Genomic DNA, 16,944 nt, shown 5'->3' on the forward strand with positions numbered 1-16,944 from the left:
ATTATATATTATATGGTATAATTATATCAATATTAGCGAAAAATATAAGCCTATATTCAATATTTTTTGACAGGGGTTGGTCATGAAAGATTCCAGTATTTACTATAGCGTGGGTGCACTGCTTTATACCGATGCAAATAACACGGGTATTATAGACGATATAATGCTTGAAAGATTTAATATTCCATTTTCTTTAGCTTTTTCATTTGACATGGCAAGTAATGATGCCGAAGCGGATAAAGCTGAGAATATACTTATAAAGACCTTGGATAAACTGTTTGTTTCAAAAAAAGAGAGAGAGTTCTATATACCTAAACTGTTTATAAAAGTGCTTTCCACCTCACATATAGCCCACTTGTATAAAAAATTCGGCAGCTTACTGGATATGATTACCGGCTTTATATTACCCGACTTTTCCGTATCAAATGCCGATATATATATTTATGAAATGCAAAGAATAAATTCGGTACTTTCCACTCCTGTGTATATATTACCTGAACTTGATTGTGTATCACTTCTTGACCTTCGAAACAGACATAATTATCTGTATGCAATTAAGGAAAAACTTACCGCATATGAGGACTATGTTTTAAATATTTTGGTTGCGGCAGGCAGTATACTCAATATGCTCTGCGTCAGGCACAGAGTTGATGAAACTATATATCAAAGCGGTCCGGTTGCCGGACTGTTGTCCGACATTATCGCAACTCTTTCAAGTGATTATATAATATCGGCACCTGCCTATGAATACTATGCAGGTATCGGCTGGCAGGAAGGTCTGGGAAAGGAAATTGAGCTTGATAAATTAAACGGTTTTGTAGGTAAAACGGTTGTGCATCCGAAACAGATACTTGTGGTAAACGATGCCTATAAAGTTCCAAGTATTGACTATGATGATGCTCTAAGTGTACTTGATGACAAGAAGATGTATCGTTCCTGTCCCAATGTTAACAATACCAGAATAAATGAACCGAAGATTCATTACAGTTGGGCAATGGAAGTTATATTACTTGCACAGTACTTCGGCGTTAAAAAATATTAAAAAATGTGTGAGTCTTTCCCACTCACACATTTTTTAAATGTCCTTCATTTTCTTTATTATTCCCATGCATTTATAATTATTTAAGCATGTATATTCTATTTCACTTTCTCTTTCACCGGCAAGCTTTATGATATGCCTAAGTTCTTTATCATCCTTATATCTTTCATCTATAAGTATCTTCCAAGGAACTCTCCTAAGCAGTACTCTTGTAGTCTCTCCTATGCCGGGCTTTATAAGATTTATATCCTTTATACCGTATTTATCCGCCAGCTTTTTTACTTCAATAATTCCCCTTGCTCCTCTGATACTATCATCCTTTACATATTTTTTAAAAAGCTTTTCTATATTTTCAATGAAGTGATAACTCAAATCATTTTCTTCATATTCCTTATAGTAGACCGCACCGTGAAAATCGTCTTTACCTATTATATCGTATCTAAGAAAAGTCCTGCTTACCAGTCCGCATACCGTAGCATTAAGGGCGGAGCTTGGAATAAAGATATCGTCATAAGTGCCTGCCAGCTCCGTCTCACCTGCAGGATCAGATACCACTGCCAGTTCCTCAGATACCCCTTCATAATTTTCACAGGCCGATTTTAATTCCTTAAGTATTGCACCCTTACCTATCCAACCGTCTACAAAAAGAATATCTTTGGCCTTGTGACGTGCAAGTATATACTTCATAGCATTATCATCAATGCCCCTGTCTCTTATTATAGAAACGGAATAATGTGCCACATCGGTTTCATACTTCCACTTTATATATCTTTTAAGCAGCACTCCTATCGGAGTACCTGCTCTTGCCAGAGAGACCAAAACCACATTTTTCCCTCTTTTTTCTATCACTTTATCTGCCAAAGATGCAAGAGAATCCGCCATTTTCTGTCCGAAAACCTTGAATGAATCAAAATATATTTTCATATATTCTTCTGTGGGTATATACTCTATCGGCAGCATTTCACTGTAATGCATTCCTGATTGTATAAGCTTTTCCCTTTCCACACTTGGCAGAGGTTCTACCAGTCCCGTAACATCCTTTAAGAGGAAAATGACATCGCTTTCTTTGTAACTACTCTTCATTATCCCACCTGATCAAATATATATTTTTATTTCCTGAAAGTCTGATTGCCTCCAGGATATCGGCTTCTCCTTCAATTTCTTTTCCGTCCGTAACAAGGAAGAATATATCAGACTCCTTCAAATCATATATATAGGTCTGTCTGTTTTTATCATATATACTTCTTACCTCATATCTGGTATGAAGGGGATAATCCTCTAACTTTGATACCTCAATAGGACTTCTTGTAGATGAGTGCACATATACATCTGCATCTGAAACGGTATCTATATACTCTGCCAGTTTTATCGGGACATAGATAAATTCTTCAGTTCCAAGTACCGTTACAGTCTTTTTATCCTTCAACAGAGTCTTTAGATTAATTCTTTCTTCCAAGAACTCTCCAAGCCTGTCTGTCTCCGCATCCAGATCCTTTATATTTAAAAGCCTTCTTGTTCTGATATCCGTCTTAAAATTAATTGTTTTTACATCATCGCTGCTTAATGTAGCGTTGATTCTGTACACATCGCCATTGGTCAAAGTATCGACCACATCGTCTTCAAAACCTTCTTTATCTATATCTCTTATATAGACTATATCCACATTCTTTTCTTTAAAGAATTTTCTTCTTTCTTCCGACAATGTATTTGTAAGAGGTGCTATGGCATATTTTTTTCCACCTTTAAATATGCTCTCAATCTCCTCTATACAATGCCATATAGTATTTCCTGTTGTGATCTCATCTTCAACAAATACTATTCTGTCTACTTGATTATATATCTTTTCCATATCTTCAAGTACCAGTCTTTGCTCCATAGCATGACTATGTGCCTCTGTAAAATGTATATACTCATTTTGTGCACATATATTTTCTCTGGTTGTCTGCATGAAAAAAGCTCCCGCACTGCTTGCAAGAGTAGCTCCTATCGATATTGCAGTCTCCGCAAATCCTATTACAAGTGAATTCTTTAAAATTTCACTTGATAAATTCGCAAGAGTGTCATACTCATTTTTCACATCCCTAATCAATGCAATCTTATGCTTTCCCTGATTTGCATTGATTATCAAATAGCCTCTCTTATTATTATTAAGACGTTTTGCAGGGCTTATCTTATCCATACTACCACCTTTTGACATAAATATAGGGGTGACTTTCGCCACCCCTATATTCTAAATTATTTTTACTTAGATTTCATCCTCTGTATTATAAATTTGGTATACCTGATATTCTTTTATAAATTCAAACCCAAGTCTTGAGGCCAACTCTACAGAGTGCTGATTTCTAACATCTATATAAGGATTTATTTTTTTATCTTCCAGATAAAGTGACACATTTGATGCTGCCGTGAGCGCAAGGTTTCTTCTCCTGTAGTCAGGATTTGTAGCAAAAACAAGCTCCATAAATTCGTCGCCATATGCTCTACCCGCACAACCGCTTAATGCGACTCCGTCTTTATATACCATATATCCTGTCGCATCTTTGGCAAATTCATCTCTGTTATCAAAACATGCGGCGAAATCTTCGCTCCACATATCCTTTAACAAGGCATCATAATCATCCGGTCTGACATTATCAATATTCAAACCTTCCTCAAGCGCCCCGTTTAACTCTTCCAACAGTGCTCTGTTCTCAACACCTTTAAAAGCTAAAAGATATCTTGAGAAATTTCTATATCTGCAATCTATATTTTCTACAAGCCAGTCTATCCATGACTCTGAAGTTGGAATTATATAGGCTCCTTCTCCATGTCTTGCAATAGTTCCCCACAAGGAAACAGCTCTGTCCTTCTTTGGAGTAACTCCTACTATATACATATAGTGATATACCTTTATAACACAGTATGAAGCTGTGCCTGTGGCCGGTATCCATACTTTTCCGCATTTGCCGGCAAGTGCAAGCCTGACCAATATATCATCTGTTGCCAATTCAGACAGACCTTCCCTCTCATTTAAACCAAGTTCAATCATAACCTTTCCTCGCCTACTCTTTCTTTTTATCTTTCATAAGCATAGTTTAACACAAAGAATTGGTTAATACTACAATAACATTAGTAAAAATATGAATCTCTTTCTTAAATTTAGACGAAAAAAGCTACCCAAAGCCTTTTACAATGGGTAGCCGGTTCTTATTATACAAACATTATCCTATAACATTAGCCATACGAATTACAGGTCTATAGTTATAGTTTGAAATAATTATTCCTGTTCTTGAAGATGAAGCATGTACCACCTTACCGTCTCCGATATACATAGCAACATGGCTTACAGATCTGCCTGAACCGTAGAAAAGAAGGTCGCCCGGCTGAAGCTGGTCTGCACTTGCAACTGTAGTACCTCTGGTTGACTGCTCTGAAGATGTTCTTGGAAGTGAAACACCTGCAGCATTTGCAAGAATATATTTTACAAATCCTGAGCAATCTGCGCCTATATAAGGATTTGTTCCTCCGTAGATATATCTGCCGCCTACAAAAGTCTTTGCAAAGTTTGCAATCTCTTCTCTCTTATTTGAAGCTATAGCCTGAACTATGCTCTTTGTTGCTGAAGCGGCAGCCTCTTCCGCTGAATCCATCTCATCTATAGAAGTGTCTCCATCCTTTATAGAAATATATCCTTCTACATCATTATATGAAACTTTTGCGTATCCGCCACCCATATCTTCAAGTATCTGGAATACGTCACCCTTGTTTGCCTTACCGATTGTATCGTTTGATGTCATGCTCTTATATATATCAAGTGTATTTGCCTGTACTGTAACTATATATGTACCGCTTTTAAGAGCCGGTCCCCTCAACACTTCCTCATGAAAGTTTGCAACTTTTCTAATTGATGTTGTTGCAAAGGATGTAACAGGTGAAATTGTGCTGATAGTCAATGCTGATAATATTCCAATTATAATTCTCTTTGTGTTCTTCATTTTCGGCTCCTTAAATCTATTCTATGCTAAACCCGGTCCGTCCGGAATTTAAATCTTTAATAATTACAAACGATTTATGTTTGTTAAGTAAATGTTACGAAACTTAGTATAAACTCACTAAGAGAATATGTCAAGCTTTTTATTCAAGCTTTAATATCTTTTTCCTATACCTTTTTATAATGGCAAAAAGGTTATAAATACCATGTAAACATCGTATTTATAACCTTTATTTGTTAATCTCTTACAAGTTTTATCCTATAAAAGTCCATTTTGAAGTTTTTAAAATCTATCAAAGTTGTTAAGAAGTCATTATTCGTTTGAAATAAATATTTATATTTTTTGTTTTTATCAACTATAACAAAGATATTTCAGATTTTGGCAACCGAATTTTATATTTCGATTTTATTTCAAAAGTTAATTTTTGTAACACTTTTGTAACAACTCAGAATTTATAATTTCCTTTTCCTAAAATCCCCTTTATTAAAGCCACCAAAAGCAGCACTCCTATCACAGGAAGTAATACAGGTGCCAAAAATGAAAATACCGCAGCAACCACAGCCACAATCACTACTAAAACCGCTATCGCAATAATTATAGGTATTATCAGGCTGTTGCCTGAAAAATTATACGTTTTAAAACTGTTATCTTTTCTGTCACTATAGTTTTCATTCTCTTCATAATTTCCGGTTTTTGAGGCTGTATTTTCATATGTCTCATTGTCAATGCCTACAAATACATCGTCATATCCTGCGGCAACCTTTATAGAATTGGCAATAAGCCTCGGTTCACCCAGTTCTTCCATGATTTCATCTATACTTCTTCCCTTTGACAGCTCATCATCAATATATGACGAATAAAATCTTATATTTTCCGCTATAAGAGATTGTGAACCTGTGGAAGCCAGAGCTTTCATCAGTCCGTCCAAAAATTCCTCTTTTGTCATATCTTACTCCATATCAAATATATCTTTTCAGTTCTTCTCTTCTTTTCTTGTAATCAGGTATCTGCTTTTCCACCTCACTCCAAAAAGCTTTGGAATGATTCATATGTTTTAGATGTGCAAGTTCATGTACGAATACATAGTCAATTAATGCCTCAGGTAAGAAGAACAGCTTAAAGTTAAAGTTCAAATTCTTCTTTGAAGAACAACTCCCCCATATAGTCTTTACATTTTTTATCCTGACCATATTAAAGTGAACATTCATCTGCCCCGCAAAATCATTAAGCTTCTGTCTAAATATCCTACCGCCGTCAGAATGCATCCAAAGCCTTACCATATCCTCATATTTATCTGTCGGCAAAATGATATGATAATTTTCATCAAATTTCATGTATAAAAATTCCGCTTCTGAGCTTAGGCTCAAACCATGTGGATTTCGGAGGCATAAGCTTATTTTCATCAGCTACAGCAAATAACTCCTCCATTGATGTAGGATACATCAAAAATGCAACCTTGCCTCTGTCATTGTCTATCTCTGACTTTAAATATCCTACCCCTCTTATTCCACCTGCAAATTTTATTCTTTCGTCCGTTCTCGGGTCTTTTATTCCGAATATGGGTTCAAGTACCAAATCCTGCAATATTGACACGTCAAGACTCTTTATAACGTCACCCGATACCGAATCAAGTACTTTTTTCTTTGCACTTAAAATATAGAATTTATCCTTAACAAGCATTCCGAACTCGCCTCTGTCACCTATCTCTTCAAGTACAGGACTCTCTGTTACATCAAAATTTTCAGTTATAAGGCTCATAACTTCTTTCACGCTTTTTTTGTTAAGATCAAGCACTATTCTGTTATAAGGCAAAATATGCAGCTGCCTTTCATCAAATATTACAGACAGGAAATAATTGTACTCCGCATTCGGATTGTTTTCATTTTGCCTTCTCTTTAAAGCAACCTTTACTGCGGAAGCGGCTCTGTGATGTCCGTCAGCTATATACAGAGACTCTATATTTTCAAAGCATTCTCTTATCTGCTCATTATAAGCTTTATCCACCTTCCATACTCTATGGCCTATTCCGTCATCCGATACAAAATCATATAAAGGGGCATCCGATATATTCTCCGAGATTATCTTTTTTAAATCGTCATTTTTCTTATATGCCAAAAATATCGGTCCTGTCTGCGCATTTACAGTGTCCACATGTTTTATCCTGTCAATTTCTTTTTCTTCTCTGGTATTTTCGTGTTTTTTTATAATATCATTCAGATAATCATCCACACTTGCAAGCCCCACTATGCCTATTTGGCTTCTTCCATTCATAGTAAGCTCATACAGATAATAGCTTTCTACATCATCTTTTTTATATATACCCTTATCTTTAAATTCGGCATATAAATCCCTTGCCTTTATATAAGCTTCTCTTGAATACATATCAAAGTTTTCATCAAACGCAGTCTCAGGTCTGTCGATATTTAAAAAGGCATAGGGCTTACCTTCCACCGCTTCTTTTGCCTCTTTTCTGTCATATACATCATATGGCAGGGATGCCACCTGCTCTACCAATTCCCTGTCCGGTCTTACACATTTGAAAGATTTTACTATCGCCATCTTACCCTCCATTTTATTTGATTCTATAATTCTATCATAAATACCATATTTCATATAGCTTTTATTAAATACTTAAGGATATAAAAACAGGCAAAGCCATAAGACCTCGCCTGTTTTCTTCTATAAGAAGAGCCGATGTATTTACTTTATAATCCTCACCTTGGATTTTATTATCGGGTTTCTCATAGCATGTATGAGCATAAGAACCACCAAAACCAATTCTCTCTGATATAAATATTCAAGTGATTTTTATTAGTTTTTTTATTCACATATAAAATTGGATGCTATCCTTATTTTTTGACAACCTTATGTCTTCAATAAAATTAATATCTATTAGACCTTTTCGGTTAATTCTTTCAACTTATTTTCTATTACTTGTTTTTCCGCCAAAAATTGCGCCAGACCTATTTCATATGCAATAATTTGTGTATATGACATTTTATCCCTCCATTCTTTATGGTTTGACATTAACTGATTAATATCATTTTCTAATAAAGATAATCGGCTTCTAAGCCAATTGGCTATTATAGTTTTTTCCTCCTCTCCACCGAAATACATTCTAACAAGAAACTCCGATTCTCTTTTTTCTGGATCAATAGGAGATTTCAAATAACAGTGAAATTCTTCAATACCTTTTTTTGTAATGTTGTAAATATTTTTATTGGGTTTTCCTTCTTGAATCACTACATTTTTCTCCACTAACAGTTCTTTCTCCAACCTCCTCAAAGTTGGATAAATCATTCCATAACTGGTTTTATAAAAATACCTAAATACTGTTTCAAATACTTCATTTATCTCATATCCACTTCGACTCTTCTCAATGAGCAAACCTAGTATAATATCTTTACCTGTCATATTCATTTTTTAAAAACTATAAACTTCCCTTCTAAAATTTTATCGTCGAAACCATTATATACTTTCGATGAGAAAAAGTAAAAAGGTGGTATGCTTCTCTCTATTTTGGAAACAATAATTGCTTCTTGATCCGGAAATAAAGGTTTATTAAATCTTACTTCTTCAACTTTACTTAGTAAATACTTATCCCCATCCAATCTAATCTCATTTCCTATGCATAACATTAATAGGATTGCTGACTGAGCCATCGCTTCTATGAGTAAAACGCCAGGAACAATAGACTCTTGGGGAAAATGCCCTAAAAAAATAGGGTTATCACTCTTAAAAGTGTTATATTATCTCCTTATAATTTTTTTATGTTATTTAAGGGTTTCCTATAATCCCATTACTTTTATTTAAATTCGTTTCTTACATATCCTAATGTTGAGAAACAGCTCTCATTTTATCCATTATCTTTCATAGATATTTTCCTCAAAAACAAAAATATAATTATTGCTATTATACTATAAAAAAGATTCCCGGTAAAAAGCATTTTCCAGTCAATATTAAAAGGTATCAAGAAAACCGGAGCTATTCCGACCCCAATATACGAAATTAAACTTAAAACAGAAAAACCTATGCTTCGTTCTTCCTCGGTATTAAAGTTCCCAACCTCTACATAAAATATTTTAAATAAGCTACCATAGCCTATCCCATATATCCATGCAAAAAAATATACTATAAAAGCTTCCTCAAATAATACAAGTGAAAGTTGTCCCAATGAAATAAAAAGCAATGTAAATAACACTGTGTAAAAACTATACCTAATTTCCCTAACAAACTGCATCAAAATATATCCTGCCCAAAAAAACAAATAGTATATTCCAATAGACCGGTTCAACGTCTCAAAATACACAGGTAAATAAGCAACTATTGATCCATATGATATCGACGAAAATAAAAGGATAACAAATGAAATTTGAAACATTGTATTTAACACGACTTTTTTTAGATTGTAAATTGCTTTATAATTTGTTGCACTCTCATCATTGTTCTGTTCCCTCTTTAACGATAATGCCACTATAGTCATTATGCTTGCAAATATAACCCAGCAAAAAAAAAGGAAATATGGATTCTTATAATATATATTTTCACCAATGATGGGAGAAAATATCGAAGCTATAGCTACTATAGAATTATATATACCTAAATTAAAAGTTCTCTTATCTTTATTTTCACTAAGTAACACCAAAATCGCAGGAGGAACAAAACCAATAGATAATCCAAATAAAAGCGATCCCACAAACATCCATTCCATACTATTGCTTTCGATTACTAAAATAAGGCAACTAACAGTAAAAAGTATACATCCTAATACAATTTCTGTTTTTGCCTTCAATAAATTCCAAATCGAAAACAATCGTGTGACTAATAATGAGCTGATGAATGTAATCATTACAATATTGATGTCTTTTGTCGATTCATTAATATTAAACACAATCAATGGCAGTAATGTAGTGAGCATAGAAAACACAAAATTCATGAAAAAAGAAACACTAAACAACTTTTTTTCATTCATAGGTTTCCTCCTAATGTAAGATTGTACAAATTAGAAACATCTATTTCTTCCAATTCTTTCTTATTTATAACTCTTCTTGTTATTAACACAACTCTACCTCCTTAGTCAATTTATAGCACGATTTTATATTATTGTAAATAATATATTTAAAAATAATATTCATTTCATTAATATATCTACTTCAAGTCATACTTCTGTATTACTCAACATATTGAGCAAGCACAGTAAGTGCATATGCAATTACGAAAAAATGGACGAAGCCAACCACAAACAATACACTCGAAGTCAAACTTGCCTGTGTACAATAGCTATATCTTCTATCCCCATATTCTTTTATTCTCAATTGGATTTATATTGAAAAGGCAAATTGCAAATAGTATAATATCTGCAAAACAGTGTTATAAAAGAAAGGTGGTAATATGGAATATAGCGAGATTAAATTAAATATTTCAAATGACAGGATTAGGGAATATAAGCTTTTTGAAGGAATAAAGATATATTCAGATACATTTATATCTGATGATAAAAAAACACTCATCAATAAAAGAATTTATATTACAAAAAATAAAAATTATGTTTACTATGAAAGAACTGATGTAAATTGGAATTATTGGAATAGTAAAGATAAGTATGACTTAAGTTTTGATACAGACAGTATAAAACATAATATTGTATTTGAAGTATCAAAAGACTTGACTTTATTTTCACGGTATCTTGGAGAAGAAATTATTAAAAAGATTATGAAAAAAGAGGAAAATGGAGAGATTATTGAAAAATTGGATATATAAATAGATTCTAAGCTTCAAATTTTAATATTTTATTGCACACAAAAAGGGGATAAGATCTTCACATAAAGAGCTTATCCCCTTTGATGCCTAAAGGCACATATTACTCTATAATTTCTTCTATCTAGCCCGGCAGAATAAAATGAGACTCTCAGCCGCCGTGACCGTCAGTATAGACATCAGGATACTGTTCATAGTAGTCTTACCTATAGCGACAGCAGTAAGTCCGGCATTTTCTATTTTGTTTTCATTTCTTCCTGAATGACTTCCAAGGTATGCAATTGCCTTTTTATACTCAGAATCAAAAAAACTTACAGTAAAATATTCCCAAGGCTTCCCCATGAAACCGGGCAGGAATTAAACTTTTCCTTGTTGCCTACTGTTATTACCGCCCATTCGCTATCAAAAATATCAAAAGGAGCATATTCCTTTTTTCTAAATTCCATATATAACTCCCTTTTTGGGTAAAATACTACTTTATAATCCTCACCTTTAAAATACCTTCAATAGCATTTAACTCATTTATAAGGCTTTCGCTTGCCTTGTTTTCTACATCTATAAGTGTATATGCCTTTGATCCCTTTGATTTATTTGTAAGATCAGAAATATTATATCCGTTCTTTGCAAATGCTGAAGTAATCTGACCTATCATATTCGGGATATTTTTATGAAGGAGAGCGACTCTTCCCTCTACCTGACATACTCCCATATCACAGCTTGGAAAGTTAACGGAATTCTTTATATTACCGTTCTCGAGGTAGTCTACAAGTTCATTTGCAGCCATAACCGCACAATTGTCCTCGCTCTCCTGTGTTGAAGCACCCAGATGAGGTATAACTATCGCCTTTTCCATCTTTGCAGACTTTGTGTTCGGGAAGTCTGTAACATATCTTGCAACCTTACCGCTCTCAAGCGCTTTTTCCATCTCATCATCATCTACAAGCAGGTCTCTTGCAAAGTTTAAAATCACAACTCCGTCCTTCATCTGAGGAATTGAATTTTTTCCGATCATGCCCTTGTTATCATCTGTGAGCGGAACATGTAATGTAATATAATCACATTCTCTGAATATTTCATTTATATCTGTTATATGCTTTATCTTTCTTGAAAGTCTCCATGCGGCATTTACTGAAATAAACGGGTCGTATCCCAAAACTTCAAGCCCCAGTGAAGCTGCGGCATTGGCAACTTCGGCACCTATAGCACCAAGTCCTATTACTCCGAGTTTCTTTCCTTTTATCTCACCGCCTGCAAAGTTTTTCTTTCCCTTTTCAACATCCTTTGCAATAGTATCAGAATCTTTGATGCTTCTTGTCCACTCGATACCTCCGACAACATCTCTTGCAGCCAAAAGCATACCGCAGATTACAAGTTCCTTTACACCGTTTGCATTTGCTCCCGGTGTATTAAATACCACTATTCCGGCATCTGCACATCGCTCAAGCGGTATATTGTTTACACCTGCACCTGCTCTGGCTATAGCAAGGAGATTTTCAGAGAACTCCATATCTCCCATTGCGGCAGATCTTACCATAATAGCATCCGCTTCTTCAATATTGTCTGTAAGCTTATAATTTTTGTCAAATATATCCGTTCCGACATTTGCGATAGCATTTAAGCAATGTATTTTTCTCATGATAACTCCTTATGCATTCTCTTTCTCAAAATTTCTCATAAACTCAACCAGTTTTTCTACGCCTTCCTTCGGCATGGCGTTGTAGATGCTGGCTCTCATTCCGCCCACACTTCTGTGACCTTTTAAGTTTACAAATCCGTTTGCCTCGGCCTCTTTGATAAACTTCACATCAAGTTCTTTGTCTCCTGTAATAAAAGGTACATTCATAAGTGAACGGTCCTCTTTTCTTACAGTTCCTTTAAAGAGCTTTGATGAATCAAGGAAATCATATAATATCTTTGCTTTCTCTTCATTTCTTTCCTTCATTGCGGCAAGTCCACCAAGAGATTTAATCCATTTAAATACCTTGCCGCAAATATAAATATTGTATGTCGGAGGTGTATTGTAAAGTGACTTGTTATCCGCATGAATCTTATATCTGAGCATTGAAGGTGTGCCTTCAAGTACATCATCCGTTACAAGGTCATCTCTTATAATTGCAATAACCACTCCTGCAGGTCCGATATTCTTTTGTACTCCTCCCCAAACCAAAGCATATTTGCTGATATCCATAGGCTCTGATAAAAAGCATGATGATACATCTGCAACCAAATCCTTGCCTTTGGTGTTCGGCAATGTTTTAAACTTTGTTCCGTAGATTGTATTGTTCTCGCAGATATATACATAATCCGCATCTTCTCTTATAGGTAAATCCGAGCAATCCGGAATATATGAGTAAGTCTCATCCTCGCTTGATGCCACAGCAACAACATCTCCGTACATCTTTGCTTCCTGGAAGGCTTTTTTAGCCCACTGTCCTGTGATTATGTAATCCGCTTTTTTATTCTTCATAAGGTTCATAGGAACCATTGCAAACTGTGTATGTCCGCCACCCTGTAAGAAAAGCACTTTATAATTATCAGGGATATTTAAAAGGTCTCTTATATCCTTCTCGGCTTCCTCTATTATCTCTTCATATACCTTGGAACGATGGCTCATTTCCATAACGGACATTCCGCTACCGTTGTAATCAAGCATTTCTGCAGCTGCATCTCTTAAAACCTCTTCAGGAAGTACTGCGGGACCCGCACTAAAATTATATACTCTACCCATGATAATCTCCTTATAATACAATATTTTCAATCTGCTTTTCGCAAAATACCGTCTTGTTTACTTAATCGGATTTAATTTCAAATCCTTCTCATCAAACGCATCCGATATAGCCGCTCCCGGCGATACCATCGGAAATACCTTCTCATCAGAATCAATTTCACACTCAATTACAAAAGTTGTATTCGATTTTAATGCCTCTTCAAAAACAGCATCAAACTCTTCTTTTGTAGTAACTCTTTTGGCCTTTGCACCCATAGCCTCTGCAAGCTTTACAAAGTCCACTTTGTCTCTTAATACAGTCTGTGAATATCTCTTTCCATAGAACAGATTCTGCCACTGTCTAACCATTCCAAGTACATGGTTATTTATAATAACCTGAATAAGCGGAATATCATATCTTGTGGCTGTAGCTATTTCATTCATATTCATTCTGAAACATCCGTCACCGGCTATATTTATTACAGTCTTATCAGGCTCTGCCATCTTTGCACCGATAGCCGCACCAAGTCCGTATCCCATAGTTCCAAGTCCGCCTGATGTAAGGAATGTTCTCGGATTCTTAAACTTATAAAACTGTGCCGCCCACATCTGATGCTGTCCTACTTCAGTACTGATTATTGTATCATCGGCAGTCTTTGCATCTATGGTCTCTATTATGTACTCACCTGTAAGCCCGGTCTTGTTAGTCCTTACAGGATACATATCATTTAATCTTTCAATATGTGCCACCCATTCATCATGGTGCATAGGATCAAGTCTTGAATTAAGCTTTCTTAAAATCAATCTTGCATCACCAATGAGACTGTAATGCGCCTTGATATTTTTGCTTATCTCGGCAGCATCCACATCTATATGCAAAATCTTTGCATTTTTAGCAAATTTCTTGGCATTACCTATTACTCGGTCTGAGAATCTCGCACCGATTACAATAAGCAGGTCGCACTCGGTTATTCCGAGATTACTTGTTTTTGTTCCGTGCATTCCCACCATTCCGGTATATTTCGGGTCTGAGCCGTCAAATGCTCCCTTACCCATAAGTGTATCGGCTACAGGTGCATCTATCTTTGAAACGAAGGTTCTAAGTTCTTCGCTTGCTCCTGAAAGGATTGCTCCGCCGCCTACCAAAACATATGGCTTTTTTGCAGCTCTTATAAGTGAAACGGCATTTAATATTTCTTCTTCGCTTACATTTGTCGTCGGCATTACCTTTTCAGGCTTTTGATACTCGTATTCAAAGCTGTCTCCGGTAACATCCTTTGTAATATCTATAAGTACAGGTCCGGGTCTGCCGCTTACAGCTATTTTAAAGGCTCTTCTTATAGTCTCCGCAAGCTTGTTTCCGTCTCTTACAATAAAGCTGTACTTGGTTACAGGCATTACAATACCTGATATATCCACCTCCTGGAAAGAGTCCTTTCCAAGAAGATTATTTCCTACATTACAGGTAATGGCAACTACCGGTATTGAATCCATATATGCACTTGCAATACCTGTTACCAGATTTGTAGCTCCCGGTCCGCTTGTTGCCAGACAAACACCTACTTTACCGCTTGCTCTTGCATATCCGTCCGCGGCATGTGAAGCTCCCTGCTCATGACTGGTAAGTATATGTCTTATTCTGTCCTGATTTTTATATAATTCGTCATATAGATTAAGTATTGCGCCGCCCGGATATCCGAATACGGTATCAACACCCTGCTCTAAAAGACATTCAACTATTATTTGTGATCCGCTTAATTTTGCCATCTATCCTCCTATAACTCATCCACTGTTAAAACCGCACCCCTTGGAGCACCTGAAACAAGCTTTCTGTATCTTGCAAGGTAACCTGTTACCTCATTAATTCTTGGCTTCCAGTTTTCTCTTCTCTTTGCAAACTCTTCTTCACTTACTCTGGCATTTATTGTATTTGCATTGATATCAATATCAATAATATCACCGTCTTGTAAAAGTCCTATCGGTCCGCCAACAGCCGCCTCCGGTGAAGCATGTCCGATTGATGCACCTCTGGATGCACCTGAGAATCTGCCGTCAGTGATAAGCGCTACCGTAGTATCAAGTCCCATTCCTGCAATTGCCGATGTAGGATTTAACATCTCTCTCATACCCGGACCTCCCTTAGGTCCCTCGTATCTGATAACTACAACATCTCCCGGTACTATCTTTCCACCCTTTATTGCTGTAATTGCATCTTCCTCACAGTCAAATACTCTTGCAGGTCCTGAGTGCTTAAGCATTTCAGGAAGTACCGCACTTCTTTTTACCACACATGAATCAGGTGCTATATTACCTTTAAGTACTGCAATTCCTCCAACCTTTGAATATGGATTCTCGGCAGGTCTTATAACATCCGTATCCAGATTTATTGCATTCTTTATATTCTCACCGACTGTCTTACCTGTGACCGTCATACAGTCAAGGTTTAAAAGTCCAAGCTTTGATATCTCCTTCATAACCGCATAGATACCGCCGGCCTCATTTAACTCTTCTATATAAGTGTGTCCTGCAGGTGCAAGATGACAAAGGTTCGGTGTCTTTGCACTTATCTCATTTGCAATATCCACATTCAGCTCAACTCCCGCCTCATAAGCAATTGCAGGAAGGTGAAGCATGGAGTTTGTGGAACATCCAAGTGCCATATCCATTGTAAGCGCATTTATAAATGCTTCTTTTGTCATAATATCTCTTGGGCGGATATCTCTCTTTAACATTTCCATTACGGCATATCCCGCTCTTTTTGCAAGACGGATTCTCTCCGAATATACCGCAGGTATTGTACCGTTTCCTCTAAGTCCCATTCCCAGGACCTCTGTAAGGCAGTTCATTGAATTTGCCGTGTACATACCTGAACATGAACCGCATGTAGGACAGGTCTTATTCTCAAATTCCATTACATCGTCTTCACTTATTTTACCTGCCACATATGCTCCAACCGCTTCAAACATACTTGAAAGTGATGTGTTCTTTCCCTTAACTCTTCCTGAAAGCATAGGACCGCCCGATACAAATACTGTCGGTATATTGAGTCTGGCCGCCGCCATCAGCATTCCCGGTACTGTCTTGTCACAGTTCGGAATCATTACAAGTGCATCAAACTGATGTGCCATAGCTACAGTCTCTGTAGAGTCGGCTATCAAATCTCTTGAACAAAGTGAGTACTTCATTCCTATATGTCCCATTGCTATACCGTCACATACCGCAATAGCAGGGAATACAACAGGTGTACCTCCCGCTTCCGCTACACCGAGCTTTACGGCATCCGATATTTTATCTAAGTTTATATGTCCCGGTACTATCTCATTAAATGAACTTACAATACCTATTATAGGTTTTCTCATTTCCTCAGGAGTCATACCTACAGCATTTAAAAGCGATCTGCTCGGTGCCTGCTGCATACCCGACTTCATATTATTTGAGCGTAAATTTTCCATATTTCCTCTTTCTATCAC

16 protein-coding genes and 1 pseudogene are annotated in these 16,944 nt (G+C 36.1%); 2 read left to right on the forward strand and 15 right to left on the reverse strand.

Annotated features, from left to right (window positions below):
* Positions 1-82: 82 nt before the first annotated feature.
* Positions 83-1,042, forward strand: coding sequence for an HpcH/HpaI aldolase/citrate lyase family protein (locus HMPREF1135_RS09610; protein ID WP_007594688.1), 960 nt, complete (start codon positions 83-85; stop codon positions 1,040-1,042).
* A 33-nt stretch (positions 1,043-1,075) separates the two neighbouring features.
* Here HMPREF1135_RS09610 and HMPREF1135_RS09615 read toward each other — a convergent pair whose 3' ends face one another.
* From HMPREF1135_RS09615 to HMPREF1135_RS13935, 10 genes and pseudogenes are all read right to left on the reverse strand, one after another.
* Complete coding sequence (locus tag HMPREF1135_RS09615; protein ID WP_007594689.1) at positions 1,076-2,122, reverse strand: cysteine protease StiP family protein; 1,047 nt, start codon at positions 2,120-2,122, stop codon at positions 1,076-1,078.
* Positions 2,112-3,218 (reverse strand): phosphoribosyltransferase domain-containing protein, encoded by a 1,107-nt coding sequence (locus tag HMPREF1135_RS09620; RefSeq protein WP_007594690.1) that lies wholly within the window; start codon positions 3,216-3,218, stop codon positions 2,112-2,114. Before HMPREF1135_RS09620 ends, HMPREF1135_RS09615 begins: the two co-directional genes overlap by 11 nt.
* Positions 3,219-3,284: 66 nt before the next feature.
* Entirely contained in the window at positions 3,285-4,067 is a 783-nt protein-coding gene (locus tag HMPREF1135_RS09625) for a GNAT family N-acetyltransferase (RefSeq protein ID WP_007594692.1), read from the reverse strand.
* 172 nt (positions 4,068-4,239) lie between these two features.
* A complete protein-coding gene (locus tag HMPREF1135_RS09630) occupies positions 4,240-5,013 on the reverse strand; it encodes a C40 family peptidase (RefSeq protein ID WP_007594693.1) in 774 nt (257 codons plus the stop codon).
* 442 nt (positions 5,014-5,455) lie between these two features.
* Entirely contained in the window at positions 5,456-5,956 is a 501-nt protein-coding gene (locus HMPREF1135_RS09635) for a DUF1700 domain-containing protein (RefSeq protein WP_007594694.1), read from the reverse strand.
* 13 nt (positions 5,957-5,969) lie between these two features.
* Complete coding sequence (locus HMPREF1135_RS09640; RefSeq protein WP_007594696.1) at positions 5,970-6,344, reverse strand: M48 metallopeptidase family protein; 375 nt, start codon at positions 6,342-6,344, stop codon at positions 5,970-5,972.
* Positions 6,334-7,569, reverse strand: a complete 1,236-nt coding sequence (locus HMPREF1135_RS09645) for a DUF1015 domain-containing protein (RefSeq protein WP_007594698.1) — start codon at positions 7,567-7,569, stop codon at positions 6,334-6,336. Before HMPREF1135_RS09645 ends, HMPREF1135_RS09640 begins: the two co-directional genes overlap by 11 nt.
* Before the next feature lie 333 nt (positions 7,570-7,902).
* Complete coding sequence (locus HMPREF1135_RS09650) at positions 7,903-8,424, reverse strand: PadR family transcriptional regulator (protein ID WP_034211375.1); 522 nt, start codon at positions 8,422-8,424, stop codon at positions 7,903-7,905.
* A 2-nt stretch (positions 8,425-8,426) separates the two neighbouring features.
* A pseudogene (locus HMPREF1135_RS14550) lies at positions 8,427-8,735 on the reverse strand (3-hydroxyacyl-ACP dehydratase FabZ family protein); the annotation flags it as partial.
* Positions 8,736-8,866: 131 nt separating this feature from the next.
* The gene (locus HMPREF1135_RS13935; RefSeq protein ID WP_007594700.1) at positions 8,867-9,982 is read right to left on the reverse strand and encodes an MFS transporter; all 1,116 of its coding nucleotides are present in this window, start codon (positions 9,980-9,982) and stop codon (positions 8,867-8,869) included.
* Between the two features lie 419 nt (positions 9,983-10,401).
* Here HMPREF1135_RS13935 and HMPREF1135_RS09670 point away from each other — a divergent pair, with 419 nt between their 5' ends.
* Positions 10,402-10,770 carry an EXLDI protein gene (locus HMPREF1135_RS09670; RefSeq protein WP_007594701.1) on the forward strand — a complete coding sequence of 123 codons (369 nt, stop codon included), beginning with the start codon at positions 10,402-10,404 and terminating at the stop codon, positions 10,768-10,770.
* 308 nt (positions 10,771-11,078) lie between these two features.
* On the opposite strand, the gene HMPREF1135_RS14255 is transcribed toward HMPREF1135_RS09670, so the two are convergent.
* From HMPREF1135_RS14255 to ilvD, 5 genes are read right to left on the reverse strand one after another with little or no spacing between them, the layout of a single operon-like run.
* Entirely contained in the window at positions 11,079-11,213 is a 135-nt protein-coding gene (locus tag HMPREF1135_RS14255; RefSeq protein WP_007594706.1) for a hypothetical protein, read from the reverse strand.
* 26 nt (positions 11,214-11,239) lie between these two features.
* Positions 11,240-12,403, reverse strand: coding sequence for a phosphoglycerate dehydrogenase (locus HMPREF1135_RS09680; protein WP_007594707.1), 1,164 nt, complete (start codon positions 12,401-12,403; stop codon positions 11,240-11,242).
* Positions 12,404-12,412: 9 nt separating this feature from the next.
* Positions 12,413-13,495 (reverse strand): 3-phosphoserine/phosphohydroxythreonine transaminase, encoded by a 1,083-nt coding sequence (serC, locus tag HMPREF1135_RS09685; protein WP_007594708.1) that lies wholly within the window; start codon positions 13,493-13,495, stop codon positions 12,413-12,415.
* Between the two features lie 57 nt (positions 13,496-13,552).
* Positions 13,553-15,241: a biosynthetic-type acetolactate synthase large subunit gene (gene ilvB, locus HMPREF1135_RS09690; protein WP_007594710.1), complete on the reverse strand. Its 1,689-nt coding sequence runs from the start codon at positions 15,239-15,241 to the stop codon at positions 13,553-13,555.
* An 8-nt stretch (positions 15,242-15,249) separates the two neighbouring features.
* Positions 15,250-16,926 (reverse strand): dihydroxy-acid dehydratase, encoded by a 1,677-nt coding sequence (ilvD, locus tag HMPREF1135_RS09695; protein WP_034243489.1) that lies wholly within the window; start codon positions 16,924-16,926, stop codon positions 15,250-15,252.
* Between the last annotated feature and the right edge of the window lie 18 nt (positions 16,927-16,944).

The sequence above is a fragment of the Lachnoanaerobaculum sp. OBRC5-5 genome (assembly GCF_000296385.1).
GTDB lineage: Bacteria > Bacillota > Clostridia > Lachnospirales > Lachnospiraceae > Lachnoanaerobaculum.